Here is a 15663-nt window from a genome sequence, read left to right on the forward strand (position 1 = left end):
TAACATAGAATAGCAGCCATTCACTTTTTCTACGAATCAGGAACCCTCCATGAGTAAGTCTGAAAATCTTTACAGCGCAGCGCGCGAGCTGATCCCTGGCGGTGTGAACTCCCCTGTTCGCGCCTTTACTGGCGTGGGCGGCACTCCACTGTTTATCGAAAAAGCGGACGGCGCCTATCTGTACGATGTTGATGGCAAAGCCTATATCGATTATGTCGGTTCCTGGGGGCCGATGGTGCTGGGCCATAACCATCCGGCGATCCGCAATGCCGTGATTGAAGCCGCCGAGCGTGGTTTAAGCTTTGGTGCACCAACCGAAATGGAAGTGAAAATGGCGCAACTGGTGACCGAACTGGTCCCGACCATGGATATGGTGCGCATGGTGAACTCCGGCACTGAAGCGACCATGAGCGCCATCCGCCTGGCCCGTGGTTTTACCGGTCGCGATAAAATCATTAAATTTGAAGGTTGTTACCACGGTCACGCTGACTGCCTGCTGGTGAAAGCCGGTTCTGGCGCACTCACGTTAGGCCAGCCAAACTCGCCGGGTGTTCCGGCAGATTTCGCCAAACATACCTTAACCTGTACTTATAACGATCTGGCTTCTGTACGCGCCGCGTTTGAGCAATACCCGCAAGAGATTGCCTGTATTATCGTCGAGCCGGTGGCAGGCAATATGAACTGCGTTCCACCGCTGCCAGAGTTCCTGCCAGGTCTGCGCGCGCTGTGCGACGAATTTGGCGCATTGCTGATCATCGATGAAGTAATGACTGGCTTCCGCGTAGCGCTAGCTGGCGCACAGGATTATTACGGTGTGGAACCGGATCTCACCTGCCTGGGCAAAATCATCGGCGGTGGAATGCCGGTAGGCGCATTCGGTGGTCGTCGTGATGTAATGGATGCGCTGGCCCCGACGGGTCCGGTCTATCAGGCGGGTACGCTTTCCGGTAACCCAATTGCGATGGCAGCGGGTTTCGCCTGTCTGAATGAAGTCGCGCAACCGGGCGTTCACGAAACGTTGGATGAGCTGACATCACGTCTGGCAGAAGGTCTGCTGGAAGCGGCAGAAGAAGCCGGAATTCCGCTGGTCGTTAACCACGTTGGCGGCATGTTCGGTATTTTCTTTACCGACGCCGAGTCCGTGACGTGCTATCAGGATGTGATGGCCTGTGACGTGGAACGCTTTAAGCGTTTCTTCCATATGATGCTGGATGAAGGTGTTTACCTGGCACCGTCAGCGTTTGAAGCGGGCTTTATGTCCGTGGCGCACAGCATGGAAGATATCAATAACACCATCGATGCTGCACGTCGGGTGTTTGCGAAGTTGTGATGATTTTGCCTCGCCCACCGGGCGAGGCATTCAATTAACGGCTCTGCTTTCTCAACAAATAGATAAAATATGGCGCGCCGATAAAGGTTGACAGCAGCCCCGCCGGGATCTGGAATGGAAACAGCACCATCCGCCCACACCAGTCAGCGAACACCAGCAGTAAACCACCCACCAGCGCCGAAATTACGATGTGTGGCATCGTCCGTCGAAAGCCCATCATCCGCGCAATATGCGGTGCCATTAAACCAACAAAACTCAACGGTCCAATAGTCATCGTCGCGGTCGCCGTCAGGCAAGCCGCTAACAGCAGCAGCGCAATTCGCGTCGGCGTCAGCGCCATTCCTACGGCTCGGGCGGTATCACCACCCAGCGGTAAAATGGTCAGCCAGCGGCGGCACAGCGGGGTAATCGCCAGCAAAATCACCATCACAATTCCGGTGCGCCAGACCTGCGCATCGGTCGCGTTGTAGGTCGAACCGGAAATCCAGGTCAGCACTTGCGCCATTCGCGGGTCACCACTTGCCTGCAACATCATCAAAAGCATGGTGAACGCGGTACTTAACGCCATCCCCGCCAGTAACATGCGGTGTGGGGAAAATCCACCGCGTCCGGCGGCGATCATAATGATCAACAGCGTCACCGCCGCCCCGAGACTGCCTGCGGGTAACAGCCAGCCAAAGGCATTACCCGGTACCAGAAACAGCATTAACACCACACCAAACGCCGCGCCGGAGCTAATCCCCAGCACTTCCGGGCTTGCCATCGGGTTGCCGGTCAGCCGCTGAATAATACAGCCCGCTACCGCCAGCATGACGCCCGCAAACAGCGCCGCCATAATTCGCGGCCAGCGCCAGGGCATTAAATCATCGAGCAGCGCCCCGCTCGCCCACGTCCAGCCGTGCGCATCACGACCAAACGACAGCGCCACCACCACAGCCATCAACAGCAGCACGCCGCCCGCGAGGGCAAACGCCAGCACATGTTGGCGTTCAGTCGCGACACGATCGTTAACCTTCATATCCGGCGCGCTAATGCTGCGTAAACGCGGCAGCAGCCACAGTAGCAGCGGCGCACCGATCAACGCAGTGACCGAACCGGTGGAAACTTCCATCCACACGCGAGTCAGCCAGAGGATGATTTGATCAGAAAGCCACAGAATTAACGCACCAATCAGCGACGCCAGCATCAACCGTGGCAACAAACGCCGCGCCCCCAGCATTTTTGCCAGCAGTGGCGCGAACAACCCGATAAAGCCGATAATCCCCACTGCGTTCACCAGCAGCGCACTGATGACTATCGCCAGCGACAGCGCCGCCAGACGCGCGAGCGACAAGGCCAGCCCGAGATTGCGCGCCACGCCATCATCAAGCCCCATCAGGGTTAACGGACGAAGTAGCAGTAACGTCAGCATCACGCCGCCCAGCAACTGCGGCCATAAACGCTCAACGCCGCCCCAGTCGGTTTGCGTCAGCGTTCCGGTGCTCCACAGGAACATGCTTTGCAACTGGTCATGATGGAAGATAACCAGTAACTGATTGATTGCCCCACAATAAAGGCTCACTACCAGCCCCGCGAGAATCAGCGTTACCGGCGACAGCCGTTTCCCCCACGCGACGCCAAAGACAATTAAGCCAACAACGCAAGCCCCTGCCAGCGCAGCAAACTGGCTCGCCATAGCACCTGGGATCGCCCAGAGCGTGGTGACGGTAATCCCCAGTTGCGCGCCTGTAGCAACGCCCAACGTCGTCGGTTCCGCCAGCGGGTTACGCAGCACTTGCTGAAACAGCACGCCCACCAGCCCCAGGCCCGCGCCCACCAGTAGAGAAATCGCCAGACGTGGTAACAAGCTGTAGTGAAAAATCATCTGCTCGATGACGTTAATATCCGGCGACCAGGCGGCCTGCGCCCACTGGCTACGCGGCAGCGCCTGCGAAAAGTTCATCCAGGTCAGCGCCGTAGCGACAATCACCAGCAGCGCCAGCAATAACGCCGGAAAAAGCGCAATTCGTTTACTCACGCTTTACCTCCGATGGCGTTATCCAGAACGCGCACAAAGTGCATTGCCGAGAGCGTCGCACCATAAAACCAGACTGCGGGTACGCGCTGAAAGCGTCCGGCGCGGACAAACGGCATGGCCTGCCACAGCGGGGTTGCCATTAGCGCGTCCATGTCTTTGCTGTTGTCGTGATCAAAACAGAGCACATCAACATCTTTATACGCCGCCAGACGATCGATGCTGACGGCGGTACTGCCCCAGAAGTTGGTTTCCCCTTGCCAGGCATTTGGGATGCCGTACTCATCAAGAATTTCCTGAAACAAGCTGTTTGGACCGAAAACCAGCATATGGCGCGGATCGATAAGCGTCGTCAGCAATAACGGGCGTTCACCACGCTTCACAAAGCGGGGTTTCATGCTGCGGATAAAGTCTTCATAGTGCGCTAAATGCGTTTCTGCTGCGCTTTGCAGGTTAAGTAAATCTGCCATTTCCGTCAGTGACTTACGCGCCATCGCCAGCGGCTGTTTGCCGTCGCTGAAGTTAAATCCACGCCCCGGCGCAATACGAGCCAGCATTTCTGGTGAAGGGCCATATCCTGCCGACCAGACCATAAACGATGGTTTCATTTCGGTCAGCAGTTCAAGGTTAGGTTCTGTGCGCAAACCGACGTCGATCACTGAGTCCGGCAATGGTGGTTCGCTGACCCACAGGCGATAGTTGATGGTATCCGCCACGCCGTAAGGCACGATGCCGAGCGCCAGCAGTAATTCCACCGGCAACCACTCCAGCGCCACAATACGATTGGGATCAATAGCCGCCGCGTGGGCGGTATTCATCTGCCATAACAACGGAGAAAGCGCCATCGCCGTTAACAGTCGACGGCGCGAAATAAGAGGTAAGCCGCTCATCAATAAACAAAACTCACAGGTGCAGCACCCGCCGGATGCGGCAAAATACCCATCGGGATGCCATAAATCATTTCGAGGGTTTCGCCGCGCATAATTTCCGCAGGCGTTCCCTGAACAATCATTTCACCGCCGCGCAGGGCGACCAGATAATCACAGTAGCGTGCCGCCATATTGATATCGTGCAACACGGCAATGACCGTCAGGCCACGCTCCTGACTTAAACGGTGCACCAGCGACAGCACATCAACCTGGTGGGCGATATCCAGCGCCGAGGTCGGTTCGTCGAGCAACAGACAACGGCTATCCTGCGCCACCAGCATGGCGATCCACGCCCGCTGACGTTCGCCGCCAGAGAGACTATCGACCAGCCGATGCGCCAGCGGTTTTAAGCCAACCAGCGAGATAGCTTCCTCGACCTTTTCGCGATCTGCCGCACCAAAGCGCCCCAGCGCGCCATGCCACGGGTAACGACCAATCGCCACCAGTTCACGCACGGTCATCCCTTCTGCCGGAGGAAGCTGCTGCGGCAAATAAGCCACTTTGCGGGCAAACGCTTTGCTGCTCCAGCTTTCCAGCGGCTGGGCATCAAGAAGAATCTCCCCTTCTGACGGAGGCTGATGACGGCCAAGCATTTTGAGCAGAGTGGATTTACCAGAACCGTTGTGACCAATCAGACCGGTCACTTTCCCGGCAGGAAAGGTTAACGACAGCGGATGCAAAAGCGTGCGCCCGGGCACACGAAAGGAGATATTACGCAGTGCAAAAGTGGTATCGGAATGATTCGTGTATTCCTGCATAACAGCCAACTTGTGAAATGGGCACGGAAATCCGTGCCCCAAAAGAGAAATTAGAAACGGAAGGTTGCGGTTGCAACGACCTGACGTTCTGCGCCCCAGAAGCAGCCATAAGTGTTAAAGCAGCTGGCGACGTATTCACGATCGAACAGGTTGTTAACATGCAGCGCCACGTTGGAGCCCGCCATGCCGACTCGCGCCAGATCATAACGCACTAACGCATCCACGACCGTATAACTTCCCACTTTAAAGGAGTTAGCCGGATCACCATAGCTGGAGCCAGTATAACGACCACCGGTGCCCAGCGTCAGACCTGAAAGCGGACCGTCAAAGAAGGTATAGTCAGCCCACAGCGAAGCCATGTGTTTTGGCACCTGTGCAGGCGTATTGCCTTTATAGGTAGTATCGGTGGTGTATTCCGCATCGGTGTAAGTATAAGAACCGACTACGTTAACACTCGCCGACAGCGCCGCTTTCGCTTCGATTTCTACGCCACGTGCGCGGATCTCGCCACCTTCAACCGAGAAGAAGGAACCCTCAGGGTCCGCCATCAGGTTGTTGGTTTTAGTGAGATTATACACGGCACCAGTAACTACAATCGGACGATCTTCCGGTACATATTTCACGCCGACTTCATACTGCTTACCTTTAGACGGTGCGAAAATATTACCATCCTTCCCAACTTGCGAAGAAGGTTCAAACGATTCGCTATAGCTGAAGTAAGGTGTTACACCATTATCAAACAGGTAGTTAACACCACCACGCCAGGTAAACTGTTTGTCATCACGTTTATCGGTCGTCCCAGCAACGCGGTTAAGAGATTCTTGATCTGCCCAGTCATAACGACCGCCCAGGGTGACCAGCACTTTATCCCACTGCGCCTGATCCTGAACATAAACGCCCGTTTGTTTCTGCTTATTCAGAATGCGGTAAGGGCCGGAGTTTGCCGGATCTTTGGCATTGAAGTCGAAATCGGTATTCACCGGATTGTACAGATTGAGCAGTGGCACAGAGTCGTCGTAACCAAACCAGGCGTTGATGTCATTACGCATACGCATAAAGTCGACACCGGTCAGCAGGGTGTGGTCGATATCGCCAGTGGCAAACTTGCTCTGCAACTGGGTATCAACGGAGAAGTTTTGCAGCTTCTCATCATCAACGACGTATTTACGTGCCAGATAATGGCCTTTATCCGCTGGCGCTAATGCCGCACACTGTTTGCTGTAAGCATTCGCCGGATCGGAGCAGACGCCGTAACCATAAACGCTGTTTTGCGAGGTTTTGTTTTCAGCAAAGCGCAGGTTCTGACGCACAGTAAAGGTGTCGTTAAATTCGTGATCGAAGCTGTAGCCGACCATCTTCTCATTACGAGAATAGGTGTTGTTCTTCGCCCCTTCATTAAAGTCTGTCGGCAGACGCTTACCGTTCGGCAGCGGCTCAACGGTTCCCTCTTTCGGCAACCAGCCGTAATAACCGGTTTCCGGCTCGTTCTGGAAGTAAGAAAGGAAGGTGAAATTGGTTTTATCATCCGGACGCCAGGTGAACGCCGGTGCAATAGCATAACGCTGCTCTTCTGACCCTTTCTGCTGGGCATTGGCAGAACGCGCAAGACCGGTCAGGCGATAAGAGTAAACACCGTCATCATCCAACGAATCGCTAAAGTCAAAACCAGTCTGGAACAGGCTGTCAGTACCGGCTTTAAACTGAACTTCTTTCAGCGGTTCGGTGGTCGGACGCTTGCTGACCATATTCAACAGGCCGCCAGGACTGCTTTTACCGTAAAGCACGGAAACCGGGCCACGCATAATTTCAGCGCGTTCCAGCATATACGGGTCAATGACCGCATCGTTATAGAAGTTGCCCTGCAACTTCAGGCCATTCAGATAGTTATTCTGGCTTTGGCCTTCTGCCGCAAAGCCGCGAATGATCAGGTGGTCATAGGTGTTGGATGCGCCACGCGTACCAACAGAGACACCCGGCGTGTAGCTAAGCGCTTCTTTTACCGACTTCGGCTGATGCAGCGCCATCTCTTCGGCGGTCACAACAGAAATAGACTGTGGCACTTTTTGAATCGGCGTATCGGTTTTAGTGCCGGTAGCAGACTGTCGCGCCGCAATAGTTGCAGCAGGCCCCCATGCGCTTTCTTGCGGCGCAGGTGCAGCGGTAACGGTGATAGTGTCTTCTTTCGGTTCAACCGCTGCCTGTGCATAAACAGACATGCCGCTTACCGCTGTGGCTACTACAACTGCGATTTTACGCAGTGAGTGTTTTGGCTGAGCAGTTTTGGAACGCGCCATTGGTATATCTCTGATGTAAAGTGAATGATAACGTAAACGAGAATGATTATTATAAAGATAAGATAATATTCGAAACGCTGGCGGGTTCGCAAGCGGTACGCAATCTGAGCGTTCCTGAAGGGTTAATAAACAACCAGATGAAAAGAAAGGGTTAATATCTTAGATGGGATGTTATTTTACCGGATGGCAACTCGCCATCCGGTATTTCACGCTTAGATGTTAATTACTACCAAACATATCCTTGATCCAACCGGCTACACCGTCGCTGTCTTTCTGCTCTTGCTGAGCAGGTTGCTGTTGCGGCTGTTGCTGCGGCTGAGAAGACTGATCAAACGGATTGCCTGACGGCTGCTGCTGCATCTCGCTCTGCTGGCACAGCGATTGCGGATCGCTGGTCCAGACCGGCAAGACACGCATGCCACCGCTGCAAACAAAGTTGCCGTCGTAGTCCACGCCCATATCTGCAATATCTTCTGGCGGAACAAGATTCAGCGGCGTTGGCGTCTGGTTAGCCAGATAACGCTGATAAATCGACATTGCCCCGCTGGCTCCATACAGTTTGGTCGGCTGGTTGTTATCACGGCCTACCCAGGTGATGGTCACCGTGCTGCCGTCAATGCCTGCAAACCAGGTATCTACGTTATTGTTGGTAGTCCCTGTTTTCCCTGCCAGATGCAGGTTCGGGTATTTCGCCCCAAGCTGACGACCCGTACCGCGTTGTACCACCTGCTGCATGGTCCATAGTGTCAGATACGCCGCCTGCGCCGGAACAGCGCGTTCCGCCTGCGGGAAGCTCTGATACAGCACCTTGCCATCTTCCGCAATTACCGAACGCAGTGCAGAAAGCGGTGCACGGTTACCGCCGCTGGCGATGGTCTGGAACGCCTGCGCCACTTCGATTGGCGTTAAGTTCAACGCCCCCAGCAGCATCGCCGGAACCGGATGCAACTGATCTTTCGGTACGCCCAGTTTGATCCAGGTCTCCGTAACCGCAGGCAGCCCCAGCGCCATCCCCAGATTTACCGTCGGCACGTTCATCGAACGGGTCAACGCATCCACCAGCATCACTCTGCCGCTTTCGCTATAACGACGGTCATCATTCTGCGGTGACCAGACCTGGCCATTCGGCTGACGCAGCGCGATTGGCGCATCCGCAATCCACGTATTCAGACGATAGATTTTCGGCTGGCTTAAGGCAGTCAGATAAGTCGCTGGTTTTGCAAGGGAACCAATCGAACGACGCGCCTGCATCGCACGGTTGTAGCCCGCAAACTGCGGCTCAGAACCACCGACCATCGCACGAACTTCACCACTAAAGCGGTCGACGACCACAATCGCAGTTTCAAGATCGCTCAACTTACGCTGTTTCTTCAGTGCCGGAATGCCTTCCACGGCGGCTTTTTCTGCCGCGTCCTGGGCCACCGAGTCAAAGGTAGTGAAGATCTTCACGCCGGAGAGATCTTTTACCTTATCGCCTAATTTCGCCTGCAGCTCCTGACGCACCAGTTGCATAAAGGCTGGCTGTGGAGAGATCACCCCACCGCGTGGCTGAACACCCAGCGGACGTGCACTCAACATGTCATAGAGTTCTTGATCAATAATCTGTTGCTGTTGTAGCAGACGCAGCACCAGATTACGTCGCTCCAGCGCCAGTTTTGGGTTACGCCACGGGTTGTAGATGGACGCCCCTTTCACCATACCGACTAACAGCGCCTGCTGGTCGAGGCTTAGCTCTTCTACCGGGCGACCAAAGTAATACAAGCTTGCCAGCGGGAAGCCGCGGATTTCGTTGTCGCCGCTCTGACCGAGATACACCTCGTTCATATACAGCTCAAGAATACGGTCTTTGCTGTAACGCGCGTCCATGATCAGCGCCATGTAAGCTTCGTTCGCTTTACGCCAGTAAGAACGCTCGCTGGAGAGGAACAGGTTTTTCACCAGCTGTTGCGTCAGCGTACTCGCACCCTGTACCGTGCGTCCGGCGGTCAGGTTTGCCAGCACCGCACGTCCGATTGAGTAGAGACTGATTCCATCATGCTCGTAAAAATGACGGTCTTCTGTCGCCAGCAAAGTATCCACCAGCAAATCCGGGAAACCACTGCGCGGCACAAACAGACGCTGCTCACCGTTTGGCGAAGAGATCATGGTGATCAGACGCGGATCAAGACGGAAGAAACCGAACTGACGGTTGTTCTCCATATTGACGATCGTCGCCAGATGATCGCCATCAAAGGTCAGACGCGCGCGCACCTGTCCTTCTTTACTGTCCGGGAAATCAAACGGACGGCGAATCATCTCAATGCTGTTGGCCTGCACGGTAAATTCGCCAGGACGGGTCATTTTCGACACCTGACGATACTGGGTCGCCTCCAGCAGCTTCACCATCTCGTTCTTGCTGATGGTCATGTCTGGCTCAAGATTGACCATTCGGCCATAAACTGCCGCAGGCAGTTGCCAGACCTTGCCATCAATACGGCTACGAATTTTTTGATCGAGATAAACGCCGTAAATGGCGATCAGCACGGCAAAAACGATAGCCAGTTTTAGCAGTAGCCATAGCCAGCCGCGTTTGCCACGAGGCTTACGCCCTTTGCCTTTGCCCTTACCTTTGCGCGGCATCGGTTCTTCATCCTCATAGTCATCATAATCGTCGTAATCATCGTCATCTTCGTAACGACGACGGCTTACCTTTTGTTTGACCGGACGCGTCGGTTTCCCTTTGCGTCCAATTGGCTCGCGGTCATTCCCGGCCATGCTTTTTCTCCGCAATATTCAGGCGCAAAAGCCCGATTTTCTGTTCTTCTGTTACAAGACAGAAGAAGATATCTCTCAAAATTTGTGCTCGATCGGTCCCCTCTCCCTTGAGGGAGAGGGTTAGGGTGAGGGTGAACGTGCGCGCTGATGCCCTCACCCCGGCCCTCTCCCACAGGGAGAGGGAGAAAACCAACCTTACGAATACTTTTTCGTCCGTCGCGTCGGTGCAGTATTTGCCGGGTCGTCCGGCCAGACATGTTTGGGATAACGCCCTTTCATCTCTTTTTGCACCTCACGGTACGCTCCTTTCCAGAAGGCGCTCAAATCTCGTGTGATTTGTAATGGCCTTTGGGCAGGTGAAAGCAACTCCAGCACCAGCGGCACGCGCCCCTGGGCGATCGTCGGATTGGTGGCCTCGCCAAACATCTCTTGCATTCTCACCGCCAGCGCGGGCGGGTTATCTTCATGATAACGAATGGCGATCCGGCTTCCCGTCGGCACAGTGTAATGCGCAGGCAATTCACTATCCAGACGTTGCTGCATTCCCCAATCAAGTAATCCGCGTAGTGCCTGATAAATGTCGAGTGATTTCAGGCCGCGTAGTGAATGTACGCCAGTCATATGTGGCAGCAGCCACGTTTCCAGCGTCGCCAATAAACTTTCATCATCAACCGCTGGCCAGTCATATTCCGGCAACCACTTTGCGGCGCATAACAAACGCAAGCGTAGCTGTTCCGCTTCCGCCGTCCAGTTGAGCACGCTTAAACCTTTTTCACGAATGCCGTTAAGCATCGCCTGATGCAACTCGTCTTCTGACGGTTTCGCCAGTGGCTGCACTTTCACCGTCAACTGACCGATTTGCAGCCGACGCCAGGCTTTCAGCGTACCTTGCGCGTCATCCCATTCCACGGTGTCAGATTGCTGCACCAGCTGCGGACAGCGTTGTACTAATTCATCAATATCGACCGGTAACGCCAGTAAAATCCGCGCATCCGGCGAGGCGCTGCCCTGCAATAATAACGGTGCGATCAACCATTCGTGGCGGCTTAGCGCGTCGTTGGCATCGAGCATCGCTCCCATGCCGTTTGCCAGTTGATAGCGTCCATCTTGCCCACGGCGACGAGCAATGCGATCGGCAAACGCCCCGGCAAGTAGCGGCGCGATAAGCGAACTGTCTGCCTCACCGCCACGTACGTTTAAGCGTTTTAACAGTTGCTGACTACGTTGCTGCCAGGCTGGTTGATTGCGCGAAAACGCCACGCCCAGGTCACTATTGCCCATCCGTGGCGGCTCTTCGAGAATGGCGGCAATTTTTGCCGCGGTAGCAGCTTCGTCGTCGTTCTTCGCGCTAACCAGCATTGCCGCTAAACGCGGATCGTTACCCAGCGCTGCCATTTTTTGCCCTTGCGCACTAAGCCGTTCACCCTCCAGTGCCCCCAGCATTTGTAACAGACGTTTCGCGGCCAGTAGATTCACTACTGGCGGTTGATCCAGCCAGCTCATCTGCGCCGGATCGCTGCATCCCCATTGCAGTAATTCCATCAGCAAACCGGAAAGATCGCTTTGTAAGATCTCCGGTTCACTTTGCGCCGCGGCGCGTTCTGCTTGTTCTTTGGCGATTAAATGCAGGCAGATACCCGGCTCCAGACGCCCGGCGCGCCCGGCACGCTGCGTCATGGATGCCTGGCTAACGCGTTGAGTAATCAGTCGCGTAAGCCCCGTGCGCGGATCAAAACGCGCCACACGCTCCTGGGCACAATCCACCACCAGACGAATACCTTCAATGGTTAAACTGGTTTCAGCAATATTGGTCGCCAGCACCACTTTGCGCATCCCTTGCGGTGCCGGGAGGATCGCTTTTCGCTGATCGTTCAGCGACAACGCGCCATACAGCGGGCAGAGCAATACATCACTGCCGATGCGCGAAGCCAGTTGTTCCTGCACACGCTGAATTTCTCCGACGCCAGGTAAAAATAACAGTAATGATCCGCTTTCCTGACGCAGCATTTCAGCGGTGGCTACCGCAACGGCATCGTCAAAACGCTGATGCGCGGGCAGCGGTAAATAACGGCGTTCAACCGGAAACGAGCGCCCTTCTGAGATGACGACAGGCGCTTCTGGCAGCATTTGCTGCAAGCGGTCGTTGTCCAGGGTAGCCGACATAATCAGCAGTTTAAGGTCATCACGCAGACCTTGTTGCACATCGAGTAACAGCGCCAACGCCAAATCCGCCTGCAAGCTGCGCTCATGAAATTCATCAAGGATCACCAGTCCAACACCGCTCAGTTCCGGGTCACGCTGGATCATGCGCGTCAGCACGCCTTCGGTAACCACTTCCAGGCGGGTATTCGGCCCGACGCAGTTTTGCGCACGCATCCGGTAGCCAACGGTATCGCCTGGCTTTTCGTTAAGCAGCTCCGCCAGCCGTTGCGCGACGTTACGCGCCGCCAGACGACGCGGCTCCAGCAGGATAATTTTCCCGTTAATGCCGGGATGCGCCAGCAGTTGCAGCGGCAGCCAGGTTGATTTCCCGGCCCCGGTCGGCGCACTTAATAATACCTGCGGCGCACAATCGAGAGCGGTAAGTAATTCAGATAAGACGGCAGCAACGGGCAACGACGACACAAAACGCTCCAGAGGGTTAACATTCTTCGCGCCACATTGTAGCATCGCGGTAATTCATAACCGAGTGCCTCACATGTCTGAACCGCAACGTCTGTTCTTTGCTATCGACTTACCTGCAGAAATCCGCGAACAGATTATCCATTGGCGCGCCACACACTTCCCACCTGAGGCGGGACGTCCGGTCGCCGCCGATAATTTGCATCTGACTCTGGCATTTTTAGGCGAAGTGAGCGCCGAGAAAGAGAAGGCGCTTTCTCTTTTAGCCGGACGGATTCGTCAACCTGGTTTCACACTCACGCTTGATGACGCCGGACAATGGCTGCGTTCGCGTGTGGTGTGGTTAGGGATGCGTCAGCCTCCACGCGGCTTAATCCAGCTGGCGAATATGCTCCGTTCACAGGCTGCCCGCAGCGGTTGTTTTCAAAGCAATCGTCCGTTTCATCCACATATTACCTTATTGCGCGACGCCAGCGAGGCGGTGACAATCCCGCCGCCAGGTTTTAACTGGTCTTATGCGGTGACGGAGTTCACCCTTTACGCCTCCTCGTTTGCCCGTGGACGCACACGCTACACGCCGCTAAAACGCTGGGCGCTAACGCAATAACAAGGATTGTCGCAATGGAATTCTCTCCCCCTCTACAGCGCGCGACGCTAATTCAGCGTTACAAACGTTTTTTAGCCGATGTGATCACACCCGATGGTCGCGAATTAACGCTACACTGCCCGAATACGGGTGCAATGACCGGTTGTGCAACGCCTGGCGATACCGTCTGGTATTCGACTTCAGACAACACCAAACGGAAATACCCACACACCTGGGAATTAACTCAAAGCCAGAGCGGCGCATTTATTTGCGTCAACACGCTTTGGGCTAACAGGTTGACGAAAGAGGCTATCCTTAATGAATCAATTTCAGAACTGTCAGGCTATAGCTCGCTGAAAAGCGAAGTAAAATACGGCGCAGAACGCAGCCGTATTGACTTTATGTTGCAGGCGGATTCGCGTCCAGACTGCTATATTGAAGTGAAATCGGTTACGTTAGCGGAGAACGAACAGGGATATTTTCCCGATGCGGTCACTGAACGAGGTCAGAAACACCTTCGGGAGTTGATGAGCGTAGCGGCTGAAGGCCAGCGTGCGGTTATCTTTTTCGCCGTGCTGCATTCAGCCATTACACGGTTTTCACCCGCGCGCCACATCGATGAGAAATACGCGCAACTATTGTCAGAAGCTCAACAGAGGGGGGTAGAAATTCTGGCTTACAAAGCGGAAATTTCTGCTGAAGGCATGGCTCTTAAAAAATCACTGCCGGTTACATTGTAGTAAAGTAAGTAACTGGTTAATTTACATTCTGGTCGCGTGCGCAAATACGCTTTTCCTCACACAGTTGTCAAGTGTTACGTTTAGATAATTGCTATCCGGAAAAGCATCTGCTATTTATAGCGGCCTCATTTTTCCCCCGAACATGGGGATCGATAGTGCGTGTTAAGGAGAAGCAACATGCAAGAAGGGCAAAACCGTAAAACATCGTCCCTGAGTATTCTCGCCATCGCTGGGGTGGAACCATATCAGGAGAAGCCGGGCGAAGAGTATATGAATGAAGCCCAGCTGGCGCACTTCCGTCGTATTCTGGAAGCATGGCGTAATCAACTCAGGGATGAAGTCGATCGCACCGTTACACATATGCAGGATGAAGCAGCCAACTTCCCGGACCCGGTAGACCGTGCAGCCCAGGAAGAAGAGTTCAGCCTCGAACTGCGTAACCGCGATCGCGAGCGTAAGCTGATCAAAAAGATCGAGAAGACGCTGAAAAAAGTGGAAGACGAAGATTTCGGCTACTGCGAATCCTGCGGTGTTGAAATTGGTATTCGCCGTCTGGAAGCGCGCCCGACAGCCGATCTGTGCATCGACTGCAAAACGCTGGCTGAAATTCGCGAAAAACAGATGGCTGGCTAATTACAGCCGTTCCATCACGTTTACCACAGGCGGGAAATGCTCCCGCCTTATTTTTTGTTCAAAGAGATGACAGACACACAGTATATTGGCCGCTTCGCCCCCTCTCCTTCCGGCGAGCTTCATTTTGGCTCTCTGATCGCCGCGCTCGGCAGCTATTTGCAGGCTCGCGCCCGGCAAGGTCGCTGGCTGGTACGCATAGAAGATATCGACCCGCCTCGTGAAGTTCCCGGTGCCGCAGAAACTATCCTGCGCCAGCTGGAACATTACGGTCTGCACTGGGACGGCGATGTTCTCTGGCAATCGCAACGTCACCACGCCTATCGTGAAGCACTCGCCTGGTTACATGAACAAGGACTAAGTTATTACTGCACCTGTACGCGTGCGCGTATTCAAAGCATTGGCGGTATTTACGACGGTCATTGCCGGGTGTTGCATCATGGACCAGACAATGCCGCAGTGCGTATCCGCCAGCAGCATCCGGTCACGCAATTTACTGACCAGCTGCGCGGCATTATTCACGCCGACGAAAAACTGGCACGGGAAGATTTTATCATTCATCGCCGTGATGGGTTGTTCGCCTACAACCTGGCTGTTGTGGTTGATGATCATTTCCAGGGCGTTACAGAAATAGTGCGTGGGGCTGATCTGATTGAACCAACAGTAAGGCAAATCTCGCTGTACCAGCTTTTTGGCTGGAAAGTGCCAGATTACATTCATCTGCCGCTGGCGCTTAGTCCACAAGGCGCTAAACTTTCCAAGCAGAATCATGCGCCTGCGTTGCCGAAAGGCGATCCACGCCCGGTACTAATCGCGGCACTTCAATTTCTGGGGCAGCAGGCAGAAGCACACTGGCAGGATTTCAGCGTCGAGCAAATCCTTCAGTCAGCCGTCAAAAACTGGCGGCTTACCGCCGTGCCCGAGTCGGCAATTGTAAATTCAACATTCTCAAATGCGTCATGCTGAGCTATGATTAGCCGCTATTTTTTTGTCCTGAATGATGTTT

11 protein-coding genes are annotated in these 15663 nt (G+C 54.5%); 5 read left to right on the forward strand and 6 right to left on the reverse strand.

Going from position 1 to position 15663, the window contains the following annotated elements:
• Positions 1 to 49 precede the first annotated feature (49 nt).
• Positions 50 to 1330 carry a glutamate-1-semialdehyde 2,1-aminomutase gene (gene hemL, locus HGD79_RS11300; protein ID WP_000045290.1) on the forward strand — a complete coding sequence of 427 codons (1281 nt, stop codon included), beginning with the start codon at positions 50 to 52 and terminating at the stop codon, positions 1328 to 1330.
• A gap of 34 nt (positions 1331 to 1364) precedes the next feature.
• Here hemL and fhuB read toward each other — a convergent pair whose 3' ends face one another.
• The 6 genes from fhuB to hrpB all read right to left on the reverse strand — a co-directional run bounded on the left by fhuB (position 1365) and on the right by hrpB (position 12704).
• Complete coding sequence (gene fhuB, locus HGD79_RS11305; protein WP_000044094.1) at positions 1365 to 3347, reverse strand: Fe(3+)-hydroxamate ABC transporter permease FhuB; 1983 nt, start codon at positions 3345 to 3347, stop codon at positions 1365 to 1367.
• Positions 3344 to 4234 carry a Fe(3+)-hydroxamate ABC transporter substrate-binding protein FhuD gene (gene fhuD / locus HGD79_RS11310; protein ID WP_000015990.1) on the reverse strand — a complete coding sequence of 297 codons (891 nt, stop codon included), beginning with the start codon at positions 4232 to 4234 and terminating at the stop codon, positions 3344 to 3346. Before fhuD ends, fhuB begins: the two co-directional genes overlap by 4 nt.
• Positions 4234 to 5031: a Fe3+-hydroxamate ABC transporter ATP-binding protein FhuC gene (gene fhuC / locus HGD79_RS11315; RefSeq protein ID WP_001298883.1), complete on the reverse strand. Its 798-nt coding sequence runs from the start codon at positions 5029 to 5031 to the stop codon at positions 4234 to 4236. The genes fhuD and fhuC overlap by 1 nt, the downstream gene beginning before the upstream one ends.
• 50 nt (positions 5032 to 5081) lie before the next feature.
• Complete coding sequence (gene fhuA / locus HGD79_RS11320; RefSeq protein WP_000124438.1) at positions 5082 to 7325, reverse strand: ferrichrome porin FhuA; 2244 nt, start codon at positions 7323 to 7325, stop codon at positions 5082 to 5084.
• 219 nt (positions 7326 to 7544) lie between these two features.
• Positions 7545 to 10079 (reverse strand): bifunctional glycosyl transferase/transpeptidase, encoded by a 2535-nt coding sequence (gene mrcB / locus HGD79_RS11325; protein WP_000918166.1) that lies wholly within the window; start codon positions 10077 to 10079, stop codon positions 7545 to 7547.
• 195 nt (positions 10080 to 10274) lie between these two features.
• On the reverse strand, positions 10275 to 12704 hold the full coding sequence (gene hrpB, locus HGD79_RS11330; RefSeq protein ID WP_096147631.1) for an ATP-dependent helicase HrpB: 2430 nt from the start codon (positions 12702 to 12704) through the stop codon (positions 10275 to 10277).
• A 73-nt stretch (positions 12705 to 12777) separates the two neighbouring features.
• On the opposite strand from hrpB, the gene thpR reads away from it, so the two are divergent.
• The 4 genes from thpR to gluQRS all read left to right on the forward strand — a co-directional run bounded on the left by thpR (position 12778) and on the right by gluQRS (position 15623).
• Complete coding sequence (thpR, locus tag HGD79_RS11335; RefSeq protein ID WP_001294700.1) at positions 12778 to 13308, forward strand: RNA 2',3'-cyclic phosphodiesterase; 531 nt, start codon at positions 12778 to 12780, stop codon at positions 13306 to 13308.
• Between the two features lie 14 nt (positions 13309 to 13322).
• Positions 13323 to 14027: a DNA/RNA nuclease SfsA gene (sfsA, locus tag HGD79_RS11340; RefSeq protein WP_000396036.1), complete on the forward strand. Its 705-nt coding sequence runs from the start codon at positions 13323 to 13325 to the stop codon at positions 14025 to 14027.
• Between the two features lie 177 nt (positions 14028 to 14204).
• The gene (gene dksA, locus HGD79_RS11345; protein ID WP_001155227.1) at positions 14205 to 14660 is read left to right on the forward strand and encodes an RNA polymerase-binding protein DksA; all 456 of its coding nucleotides are present in this window, start codon (positions 14205 to 14207) and stop codon (positions 14658 to 14660) included.
• Positions 14661 to 14726: 66 nt separating this feature from the next.
• Positions 14727 to 15623: a tRNA glutamyl-Q(34) synthetase GluQRS gene (gluQRS, locus tag HGD79_RS11350; RefSeq protein WP_001387013.1), complete on the forward strand. Its 897-nt coding sequence runs from the start codon at positions 14727 to 14729 to the stop codon at positions 15621 to 15623.
• Positions 15624 to 15663: the final 40 nt, after the last annotated feature.

It is taken from the genome of Escherichia sp. SCLE84, from assembly GCF_012584495.1.
Taxonomy (GTDB): Bacteria; Pseudomonadota; Gammaproteobacteria; order Enterobacterales; family Enterobacteriaceae; genus ECMA0423.

Coding starts and splice junctions, on each gene's coding strand:
- mrcB (WP_000918166.1), bottom strand. CDS start 10,079: ATGGCCGGGAATGACCGCGAGCCAATTGGACGCAAAGGGAAACCGACG.
- thpR (WP_001294700.1), top strand. CDS start 12,778: ATGTCTGAACCGCAACGTCTGTTCTTTGCTATCGACTTACCTGCAGAA.
- hemL (WP_000045290.1), top strand. CDS start 50: ATGAGTAAGTCTGAAAATCTTTACAGCGCAGCGCGCGAGCTGATCCCT.
- dksA (WP_001155227.1), top strand. CDS start 14,205: ATGCAAGAAGGGCAAAACCGTAAAACATCGTCCCTGAGTATTCTCGCC.
- fhuD (WP_000015990.1), bottom strand. CDS start 4,234: ATGAGCGGCTTACCTCTTATTTCGCGCCGTCGACTGTTAACGGCGATG.
- fhuC (WP_001298883.1), bottom strand. CDS start 5,031: ATGCAGGAATACACGAATCATTCCGATACCACTTTTGCACTGCGTAAT.
- fhuA (WP_000124438.1), bottom strand. CDS start 7,325: ATGGCGCGTTCCAAAACTGCTCAGCCAAAACACTCACTGCGTAAAATC.
- gluQRS (WP_001387013.1), top strand. CDS start 14,727: ATGACAGACACACAGTATATTGGCCGCTTCGCCCCCTCTCCTTCCGGC.
- sfsA (WP_000396036.1), top strand. CDS start 13,323: ATGGAATTCTCTCCCCCTCTACAGCGCGCGACGCTAATTCAGCGTTAC.